Below are 8,237 nucleotides of genomic sequence, written 5' to 3'. Positions count from 1 at the left end.
TTTTCCCGATCCTTTCGACCGGGGTGCTTCGCTGCGGAAGCGGCTGCAAAGGTAAGAAGACTTTCTCTCTTGGCAAGCTTTTTTTCAAAACTTTTTTTTCCTTCCCTTGGCCGCTCTGTCAGTAACCAAGGCTTCCTTTCGGAAGGGGCTGCAAAGGTAAGAACAAGTTCTCTTTCTGCAAGCGCTTCGGGAAACTTTTTTTTCTTTCCCTCTCCGCCCTGCCGGCTTCGAGGACCTCCTCTCGGAAGGGAGTGCAAAGGTAAGAACAAGTTCTCTTTCTGCAAGCGTTTCAGGAAACTTTTTTCTCTTTTCCTCTCCGCCCTGCTGGCGTTCTAGGCCCCTCGCTAGAAGGGAGTGCAAAGGTACGAAAAGGGTTTAATCCCGCAAGGGGCGGCCCCGAAGATTCCTTCATTGGAGGGTAATTCCCCGGGGCGCTTAGGGGTAACCCCGCTGGGAGACAGGAAGTTCCACCAAGGGAAATTTTTTGAAAAGAATAAGGGAGCGGTTAGATGTCTCGCTCCGCTCCTTGTATATTCTCCTTAATAGGTCTTTAATGAGCTATTCTACTATTGCCGGCTTTTCTTTCGGCTTCTTATATATAGGTACTGTAGAACATGGTTCGCCATACATAATACTGCTTACCACCGGTAAAAGCTTCTGCATGATCTCTACATAGGCATAGGTGGGTACAGGAATCTGGCCACACCCTTTAATGACCACCTTCGCGTCCTGGTAGTCTTCGGCCTTTATAGTAGAGATGGCATCCTGCAACAAAGCCTGCTCCAGCGCATTTAAATCCCCGAACACATAGCGGTTCACATAGGGCTGGAGTTTGCTTGCCAATAACATATAGGCCCAGGTAGGCACAATAGCGTCTGTGGAACATATGATGGCTACGTTCTTTCCTGCATACTGGGACCAGTCATGCTCTTTCACAAAGGCCCGGAAATCTTTCTCCCGCAACATGAGCCCCATGAAGAGGTTGTCCTTTATATCATAGACTACTCTTTCCCCGGGGTGCAGGTATTCCTCCAGGTTGAGGGTTATCAGGCCACTGTTGGCTACTCTGTTTACAAATTCTTCCATCTTTATTTGCCTGAAGGCTTTGTGATGTATACATCCTTTAAATAGAAAGGCTCATAATAAGCCACGTTCTCAAACTCTTCTCGCTGCCACTTAGCCCAGGCTAGCTCTCCTATAGCTTTGGCTGTAGGTTTAACATTGCTCAGGTAAAAAGCGTTCGGGTGGGGAGCCAATAGTTCCTGCGCCTTGGCCGCCCCACTCCCGAAGAAGATAATAGGCTGCTTTTCCAGGTCCGGGGCAAAGCTGGAGGCCTCCAGGATAAGCGGCTCCACGGGAAGGCGCATCTCCAACTCATGCGTGAGCAGGCAGGTGTAGACCTCAGACCGGCGCGCATCTATCATGGGGCAGAAAAGGTAGCGCTCTGGCTGGGGCGTCACCGAAATGATCTGCTGCGCCATAGCCGATAGCGTGTCTACCGAAAGCAAAGGCTTATCCAGGGAAAAACAAAGGCCTTTGGCCGTGCCTGACCCTATCCGCAGCCCGGTATAGGAGCCGGGTCCGCCAGAAACGGCCACCGCATCCAGTTGCCCCAGGCCTACGCCCGCATATTCCATCACCTGCTGCACCATAACCGTGATATGGGAAGAATGCGATTTCTCCATCTGCAGCTCTGCATAAGACAACAACTGCTGGTCCAAGTGCAGGGCCACGGAGCAAACGGTGGTAGAGGTTTCCAGGGAAAGAATATAAGCCATGTATGAAAAAAGGCGATGCCGCCATTAACCTTACAAAGCTACGCTATTCTAAAACAAAAGGGCAACCGGTTAGCGGTTGCCCTTTTTATACTGTGCCCCAAGGAGCGCTGGCCTTATTATTCTAAAGGATCTAGAGGAATTCTGTTTTGGGCCTGTTTTCCGGAAAATGTGCTTAAAACGCCCGGCCCCGGAAAATCTACTAGATAGGCACTCTATATAATAAGTGTATTCTTATATATAGAGGAAGCGGTTCTATTTTTTACCGGTGGATAAAAGCCCCTGGTAACGCGCTGGGTTGTTCAGGACGTCAACGGCCGCCAGGATGTTTTTGTCATCATTGAAGGTGGCCTCCACCAAGCCTTTCTGCAGATAGTATCTGGACACGATCTCCTGCTCCAGCATCTCCCTGATCTCGGGCTTAAACCGGAGCAGGTCATTGCTTTTGTTGGTGGCTACCTTTTTCTGGATCTGCTCAATGTCGGCCTTCACCTCATCATAGTGCTTGTCTTCCTTGGCTTTCTTGATCATGTTGTCCAGCGCCTTCTCTATGTCAGTGGAATAGGAAATATCTTTACCGTCCAGGAAAGCGATGAACTTCTGGTACTCTGCATCTGAGAGGTGGAATTCTTTGGCGGCCCCAATAGTGGGGTTAGCGGCCCGGTACCGGGTGGCATAATCAAAGATGTAGTTCTTGGACATCAGCTTCCGGATAATGTCTGGCACCGGCTGCTCTTTCACCTCAATGTCTGGGCTAATGCCGCCACCGTCATACACCACCCTGCCGCTGGCCGTCTTAAAGGCCACGCGCAGAGAATCTGGAGTTTTGTGCAAAGAGCCGTCTGCGGCGCGATGCGCATAGTCAATGGCCTGGATGCAGCGGCCGCTGGGGATATAGTATTTGGCGGTGGTTACTTTCAGTTGGGAGTTATAGGAAAGCGGGCGGGTCATCTGGACCAGGCCTTTGCCGAAAGTCCGCTGCCCAACCAGCACTGCCCGATCATAGTCCTGGAGCGCGCCAGATACAATCTCTGCCGCTGAGGCGCTATTGGAACTGGTCAATACCGCAATGGGCATCTGCAGGTCCAGGGGCTCATCCAGAGCTTTGTACATTTTGTTCCAGTCGGCTACCTTGCTTTTGGTGCTTACAATGTCATTGCCGCGGGGCAGAAACAGGTTGGAGATATTCACGGCCTCGTTTAAAAGCCCGCCTGGGTTGTCGCGCAGGTCAATGATTACCTTTTTGGCGCCCTGCTCTTTCAATTTAGCCACGGCGTTGCGTACCTCGCGGCCCGCGTCTACCATAAAGCCCGACAGTTGCAGGTAGCCAATCTCTGGGGTGACCATGCCGTAGTAAGGAACGTTGTTGATCTGGATATTGGCACGGGTCAGTTCCACCTGCAAGGGTTTCTCCTGACCGAAACGCTTAATCTCCAGCTTTACCACCGTGCCAGCCTGACCTTTGAGCAGCTTGCTTACCTCGCCGTCGTTTTTCTTAGCCAGGTCTACGCCGTCAATCTTCAGGATTTCGTCACCGATGATGAGGCCTGCCTTCTGGGCCGGAGAGCCTTCATGGGGCAGGGAAATGATAGTTCGGCCTTCTCGCTTGCCCACCAGAGCGCCAATGCCGCCGTACTGGCCGGTGGTCATGGTCCGGAAATCCTCAATATCGTCTTCGGGAATGTAGTTGGTGTAGGGGTCTAAAGACTTGAGCATGGCGTCAATGCCCGTGCGCACCAGTTTGGTGGGGGCCACGTCATCTACGTAATACGTGTTCACCTCTTTGAAAAGGGTAGCGAAGATGTCCAGGTTCTTGGCTATGTCAAAATAGCGCTCAGAAGTGCCGGAAGTAAAAGAGAAAAGGCCCCACGCCACGCCAACCACCACAAGGCTGGCAAAAGATTTCTTCAGCATATCCTACAGCAATAAAAAACGAAAAAAAAAGGAGAAGGCTATTTAGTAAACAAACGCTCCAACCCTGAATTTAGTTTTTTATGGATAGTATTGAAAGGATTTTTTTCCTTACCGATGTATAAGACACCAATATACCAGGTGCCGCCCTGCGTATTCACCTGCGAAAGAGCGGGTTTAGACAGCCGGTAGGCCTCTTTTATCTGGCGTTTGAGCCGGTTACGGTCAACAGCCTTTTTGAAGTTTCTCTTGGAGACGGAAACCAATACCTGAACCGGGGGCTCAGAAACCTCGGGCACGTGGAGTGCCACAAAACGAAGGGGATACGAATTAAAAGAAGAACCTTCACGGAAGAGCTGTTCAATCAGCTTCTTGCTCCGTAAACGTTCTTCTTTCGGAAATCTATAAGAAATCGGTGGCTCTTCTGCAGAATGTTCAGTGAAGGTACCCATTCGCGAGGCGCCTTGCAGCGAGCTACTCAGAAAAATTAGGCTTTGTGTCTTCTTTCGTCAGAAACGGTCAGTTTGTGACGGCCTTTAGCTCTTCTGCTAGCTAATACTCTACGACCATTGGCAGTTTCCATTCTTGAGCGGAAGCCGTGCTTATTTCTTCTTTTGCGTTGCGAAGGTTGGAATGTTCTTTTCATCTTACACTAAACATTATATTAAGGGTTGCAAAATTAGACATCAATTCTGAAAAATCAAACCCATGCTGCTATTTTAATTTGATTATTTGCACGTTACCCCTGTCTCCTGAAAGCTATGCTGCGCCTGCCCCGCCAAAAAACGTGCGTTTTGGGCCTGTTTTTGGGAAAACAGGCCCAAAACGGCCTACCTTGCAGGAAGCTGCGTAAGCAATAGCAACCTCAAAATATAACCTTTTAACACCGTGCCACACTACCATCTTTCTACTCAAAACCCCCTTTCCGGCTTTCTGCAGATCCGGACGGAGATAGAGAATATAACCTCCCCAGACCTGTACCTGCAGTTGCCTGCCTGGCGCCCCGGCCGGTATGAGCTCCAGAACTTCGCGCAGAAGCTGCAGGATTTTAGGGTAACCACTCCAGAGGGCACGCCCCTACCCTGCCGTAAGGTAAGCAAAGACCGCTGGCGGGTAGAGACCCAAGGGAACGCACAGGTGCACGTGCACTATAACTTCTATGCCCGCCAAATGGACGCCGGCGGATCTTGGGTGGCCGAAGACTTCCTGTACGTGAACCCTGTGAACTGCCTGCTCACCGCTGAGGGCCTGGAACTGGAGCCCTGCCTAGTGACTATGGCCATCCCGGACCACTGGCAGATTGCCTGCGGATTGCCTATTATGGCGCCTAAAACATTACAAGCCCCTAACTTTGACCACCTGGCAGATTCGCCGTTCATAGCCAGCGCTACCCTGCAGCACCAGGTCTACGAGGAGCAGGGCATCCCGTTTCATGTCTGGTTCCAGGGCGAGTGCCAACCCAACTGGGAGCAGCTTCTCCCCCACTTCAGGGCTTTTACCCGCGAGCAGCTGGCGCTCTTTGAGACCTTTCCTGTACGGGATTACCACTTCCTCAACATCATTCTGCCTTACCAGCATTACCACGGGGTGGAGCACCTCAACTCTACCGTCATCACCCTCGGCCCTGCCGAATTATTGATGAGCCCGGGACTGTACAAAGAACTGCTGGGCGTGAGTTGCCATGAGCTTTTTCACACGTGGAACATCAAGCAAATACGTCCTGTAGAGCTGCAGCCCTATGATTTCACGCGGGAGAACTACTTCAGGACCGGCTACGTGGCCGAGGGCGTGACCACTTACTATGGTGATTACCTGCTGGCCCGCAGTGGCGTCTTTACCGCTGAGCAGTATTTCCAGGAATTGAACACAGTGCTCAAGAAACACACCGTAGACCAGGGCGAACAGCACCTCTCTGTAGCAGACTCGTCTTTTGACACCTGGCTGGACGGCTACAAGCCCGGCGTGCCGGACCGGAAGGTGAGCATATACCACAAAGGCTGTATTGCCGCGCTGGTGCTAGACCTGGAGATTAGAAAAGCCACTCAGAACCGCCGGTCCCTGGACGAGGTCATGCGCCGCCTGTGGCAGGAGTTTGGGCAGACCGGCCGGGGTTACACCGAGGAAGATTACCAGGAACTGGCCCAGCAGGTAGCCGGCGTCTCTTTGGAGGAATACTTCCGGGAGATGATCTTCGGGACGGTTTCTTTTGAGAAGTGGCTGGCCCCGGCCCTGGACCATGTAGGCTGCACCCTGGAAAAAAAGCCTTCGGTGCTGCCGTACGAGAGCGTTTATGGCTTTAGGGTAAACCCGGTACTTACCGCATCTGGCGTAATCAGCTATGTAGCGCCAGGCTCCCCAGCCGCGGCAGTGCTGGCCGTAGACGATGAATTAATAGCCCTCAATGGCCGCAAACTGGAAAACAACAATCTGGTAAACCTGCTGCAAAAGCCTGAGACAATTGAGGTGACTTTGTTCCGGCAGAAAAAATTACAGACCGTGAGGCTAACCCCAGACGGAACGCTGCACTTGCCGCAGTACAGCGTTACCAGAAAGAAAGACGCCAGCTCAGAGCAGCAGGCTAATTTCAAGGCTTGGCTAAAGCAGGCGTTTTAGAAGCGCTTTGCGTTTTAAGCCTGTTTTTCTAAAAACAGGCTTAAAACATCTTTCTGATGTTCTTCTATTGTAATAGCACTTCTTTAACTTACAGCCAAACTTCAGATATATGAGCACCAGGCTTTCTTTAGTGGCGCTGGCCCTTTGGCTATGTGGCTGTACGGCAACCAAACAACAGGCTAGAATGAACACCTTAAAAGAACAGATCACCGCTGAACTTGGGAAACAGAAAGGCACGTTTGCCGTGGCGTTTAAAGACCTGCAGACCGGCCAGGAGTTGCTCATCAATGAGCATGTTTCTTTCCATGCGGCCAGCACCATGAAAACCCCAGTGCTGCTGGAAGCCTACCGCCAGGCCGCCGAAGGAAAGTTTTCGATCGCAGATTCCATTGTAGTCAAAAACGAGTTCAAAAGTATAGTAGACGGCAGCCCGTTCAGCATTGCCCCTGAAGACGACAGCGACCAGGAATTGCACAAACTCCTGGGGCAGAAACGCACGCTTTATGATTTGCTTTACCGCATGATCATCCAGAGCAGTAACCTGGCCACCAACATCGTCATTGAAAAGGTAGACGCTAAAAAGGTAACCCAAACCCTGCGCGAGTTAGGCGCCAAAGATATGCAGGTGCTGCGCGGCGTAGAGGACACCAAAGCCTACCGCCAGGGCCTCAACAATACTGCCACCGCCTATGACCTCATGCTGCTCTTCCAGAAGATAGCGCTGAGCGAGGCCGTTTCTAAAGAAGCCTCCCAAGAGATGGTCAAGATCCTGCTGGATCAGAAGTTCAAGGATATAATTCCAGCCAAATTACCCAAAGAGGTGAAAGTGGCCCATAAAACCGGCTGGATCACCGGCGTGCGCCATGACTCCGGCATTGTCTTCCTACCAGACGGCCGAAAATACGTGCTGGTGCTTTTGTCTAAGGAATTGAAAGACGAACCGGCCGGCATTGCCGCCATGGCCTCCGTGTCTGAGATGATCTATCAGCACATGGTAAAATAGTTCTGAGTGCTGAGTCTTGAGTTCTGAGTTTAGAGTAGCCCCTGCATTTCAGGCTTAGAATTTAGCAGAACCCTATAAAAAAGCGAAGGCTGCCTTTTGTAAGGCAGCCTTCGCTTTTTTATGCTTTATCAGCAAGAATCAATCTTATTTACCTCTGTCAACTTGGTTGTCAGATGGGTTGCTGCGGGGGCGGTTACCGCCCTGGCCATATCCCTGGGGAATGTCTTCCCGGCTTGGGTTCCCGCCTTTGGCCAGATTCCGATTAGGGTTCTGCACCTTGGTGTCATCAGCCTGAAGGCCTTTGTCTACTGGGTCGTTCTGGGTTTGGTGGGTGGGGTCAAATTTCTTGTTGGCATGCTGTTGGGTCTGGTCTTCTAAACCTTTGCCAATGGCATCTTTTTCGCCTTTGGTATGGGTGTTATTCTTTTTATCGCTGCTCATATAGCCTCCTTTTGGTTAAGTGATACCCTCTATACGCACGCTTTTAGCAAAAGTATAGCACTTTATCAGCTAAAGGCTAGCACTAGGAGCACCAGAAGCATGGGCAACGAGAGGTAAAACCAGAACAGCACGTGCTTTTTGTAGCCCTTTGGCACCTGTGAACTAGCCACCAGCAAGGCCGCTACTACCACGCCTACATATACCAGAATAAAGGTCATGACCTTGTTCCAGTTACGCACAATAGAGCCGCCGGCAGCTTCTACCTCTGGGTCTGTGGGAATGAGCCAAGTTGCCAGGCCGTAATAGATGGCCACCTCTAGCGTAAGGAAGATAAGCGCTCCCACGGCCAATGCCCCCGCTGTGTTTTGTTTCTTGTTCATGTCTGGTTACCGCCTCTCGTAATTCAGGCAAAAGGTAAAGGAAATTACTGGCTTTGGGCACATGCCTGGTTATTTTCCGCTTCGCTTTAGAAAGGCGCAGACCAGTATTCAACA

10 protein-coding genes are annotated in these 8,237 nt (G+C 51.2%); 2 read left to right on the top strand and 8 right to left on the bottom strand.

Annotated features, from left to right (window positions below):
• The 6 genes from ACYVJQ_RS19690 to rpmH all read right to left on the bottom strand — a co-directional run.
• A partial coding sequence (locus ACYVJQ_RS19690; protein ID WP_460894832.1) for a hypothetical protein occupies nt 1–284 on the bottom strand: 284 nt, incomplete at its 3' end.
• Between the two features lie 274 nt (nt 285–558).
• On the bottom strand, nt 559–1,086 hold the full coding sequence (locus tag ACYVJQ_RS19685) for a DUF2480 family protein (RefSeq protein ID WP_460894831.1): 528 nt from the start codon (nt 1,084–1,086) through the stop codon (nt 559–561).
• A 2-nt stretch (nt 1,087–1,088) separates the two neighbouring features.
• On the bottom strand, nt 1,089–1,778 hold the full coding sequence (gene tsaB / locus ACYVJQ_RS19680; RefSeq protein ID WP_460894830.1) for a tRNA (adenosine(37)-N6)-threonylcarbamoyltransferase complex dimerization subunit type 1 TsaB: 690 nt from the start codon (nt 1,776–1,778) through the stop codon (nt 1,089–1,091).
• A gap of 252 nt (nt 1,779–2,030) precedes the next feature.
• Nucleotides 2,031–3,689 (bottom strand): S41 family peptidase, encoded by a 1,659-nt coding sequence (locus tag ACYVJQ_RS19675; protein WP_460894829.1) that lies wholly within the window; start codon nt 3,687–3,689, stop codon nt 2,031–2,033.
• 38 nt (nt 3,690–3,727) lie between these two features.
• Complete coding sequence (rnpA, locus tag ACYVJQ_RS19670) at nt 3,728–4,138, bottom strand: ribonuclease P protein component (RefSeq protein WP_460894828.1); 411 nt, start codon at nt 4,136–4,138, stop codon at nt 3,728–3,730.
• A gap of 35 nt (nt 4,139–4,173) precedes the next feature.
• On the bottom strand, nt 4,174–4,332 hold the full coding sequence (rpmH, locus tag ACYVJQ_RS19665) for a 50S ribosomal protein L34 (RefSeq protein WP_071885432.1): 159 nt from the start codon (nt 4,330–4,332) through the stop codon (nt 4,174–4,176).
• 242 nt (nt 4,333–4,574) lie between these two features.
• On the opposite strand from rpmH, the gene ACYVJQ_RS19660 reads away from it, so the two are divergent.
• Nucleotides 4,575–6,299, top strand: coding sequence for a M61 family metallopeptidase (locus tag ACYVJQ_RS19660; protein WP_460894827.1), 1,725 nt, complete (start codon nt 4,575–4,577; stop codon nt 6,297–6,299).
• A 184-nt stretch (nt 6,300–6,483) separates the two neighbouring features.
• A complete protein-coding gene (locus ACYVJQ_RS19655) occupies nt 6,484–7,302 on the top strand; it encodes a serine hydrolase (protein WP_460894826.1) in 819 nt (272 codons plus the stop codon).
• Between the two features lie 144 nt (nt 7,303–7,446).
• Here ACYVJQ_RS19655 and ACYVJQ_RS19650 read toward each other — a convergent pair whose 3' ends face one another.
• Together ACYVJQ_RS19650 and ACYVJQ_RS19645 are read right to left on the bottom strand one after the other, a co-directional pair.
• Nucleotides 7,447–7,743, bottom strand: a complete 297-nt coding sequence (locus ACYVJQ_RS19650) for a hypothetical protein (RefSeq protein WP_460894825.1) — start codon at nt 7,741–7,743, stop codon at nt 7,447–7,449.
• A 65-nt stretch (nt 7,744–7,808) separates the two neighbouring features.
• The gene (locus ACYVJQ_RS19645; protein WP_460894824.1) at nt 7,809–8,123 is read right to left on the bottom strand and encodes a hypothetical protein; all 315 of its coding nucleotides are present in this window, start codon (nt 8,121–8,123) and stop codon (nt 7,809–7,811) included.
• Between the last annotated feature and the right edge of the window lie 114 nt (nt 8,124–8,237).

The sequence above is a fragment of the Rufibacter soli genome, assembly GCF_054781795.1.
The sequence above is the reverse complement of the archived record's forward strand: the minus strand, read 5'-3'. Positions and strand labels throughout refer to the sequence as shown.

Bases quoted from the DNA above. Each gene is read 5' to 3' on its own strand.
- ACYVJQ_RS19685 (WP_460894831.1), bottom strand. From the start codon at position 1,086: ATGGAAGAATTTGTAAACAGAGTAGCCAACAGTGGCCTGATAACCCTC.
- tsaB (WP_460894830.1), bottom strand. From the start codon at position 1,778: ATGGCTTATATTCTTTCCCTGGAAACCTCTACCACCGTTTGCTCCGTG.
- ACYVJQ_RS19675 (WP_460894829.1), bottom strand. From the start codon at position 3,689: ATGCTGAAGAAATCTTTTGCCAGCCTTGTGGTGGTTGGCGTGGCGTGG.
- rnpA (WP_460894828.1), bottom strand. From the start codon at position 4,138: ATGGGTACCTTCACTGAACATTCTGCAGAAGAGCCACCGATTTCTTAT.
- rpmH (WP_071885432.1), bottom strand. From the start codon at position 4,332: ATGAAAAGAACATTCCAACCTTCGCAACGCAAAAGAAGAAATAAGCAC.
- ACYVJQ_RS19655 (WP_460894826.1), top strand. From the start codon at position 6,484: ATGAACACCTTAAAAGAACAGATCACCGCTGAACTTGGGAAACAGAAA.
- ACYVJQ_RS19650 (WP_460894825.1), bottom strand. From the start codon at position 7,743: ATGAGCAGCGATAAAAAGAATAACACCCATACCAAAGGCGAAAAAGAT.
- ACYVJQ_RS19645 (WP_460894824.1), bottom strand. From the start codon at position 8,123: ATGAACAAGAAACAAAACACAGCGGGGGCATTGGCCGTGGGAGCGCTT.